The following is a 540-nucleotide window of genomic DNA, read 5'->3' on the forward strand; positions in this document are numbered from 1 at the left end:
TGGAGCCTAGCGGGATCGAACCGCTGACCTCCTGCGTGCAAGGCAGGCGCTCTCCCAGCTGAGCTAAGGCCCCATTATTTTAAAACTATCGGGAAGACAGGATTCGAACCTGCGACCCCCTGGTCCCAAACCAGGTGCTCTACCAAGCTGAGCCACTTCCCGTTAATAAGCGCGCCCGAGAGGACTCGAACCCCTAACCTTTTGATCCGTAGTCAAACGCTCTATCCAATTGAGCTACGGGCGCATATGGTGCCGAGGGCGGGGGTCGAACCCGCACGGTGGTCACCCACCGCAGGATTTTAAGTCCTGTGCGTCTGCCTGTTCCGCCACCCCGGCATGTCATATTGAAAATTGGAGCGGAAGACGGGATTCGAACCCGCGACCCCAACCTTGGCAAGGTTGTATTCTACCACTGAACTACTTCCGCAAGACATATATGACTTATTCAATTTAAAGTGCGGGTGAAGGGAGTCGAACCCCCACGCCAAAGGCGCCAGATCCTAAGTCTGGTGCGTCTGCCAATTCCGCCACACCCGCATA

Annotated in this window: 6 tRNA genes; all 6 read right to left on the reverse strand. The window is 55.9% G+C overall.

Going from position 1 to position 540, the window contains the following annotated elements:
* Window positions 1-73 (reverse strand) — tRNA-Ala (locus CN326_RS23930).
* 15 nt (window positions 74-88) lie between these two features.
* A tRNA-Pro gene (locus CN326_RS23935) sits at window positions 89-162 on the reverse strand.
* A gap of 8 nt (window positions 163-170) precedes the next feature.
* A tRNA-Arg gene (locus CN326_RS23940) sits at window positions 171-244 on the reverse strand.
* 3 nt (window positions 245-247) lie between these two features.
* A tRNA-Leu gene (locus tag CN326_RS23945) sits at window positions 248-336 on the reverse strand.
* Window positions 337-352: 16 nt separating this feature from the next.
* Window positions 353-427 (reverse strand) — tRNA-Gly (locus CN326_RS23950).
* Window positions 428-456: 29 nt separating this feature from the next.
* Window positions 457-537 (reverse strand) — tRNA-Leu (locus CN326_RS23955).
* Window positions 538-540 lie beyond the last annotated feature (3 nt).

Origin of the sequence: Bacillus sp. AFS018417 (assembly GCF_002560985.1) — a bacterium.
In the GTDB taxonomy this organism is placed as follows: domain Bacteria; phylum Bacillota; class Bacilli; order Bacillales; family Bacillaceae_G; genus Bacillus_A; species Bacillus_A rhizoplanae.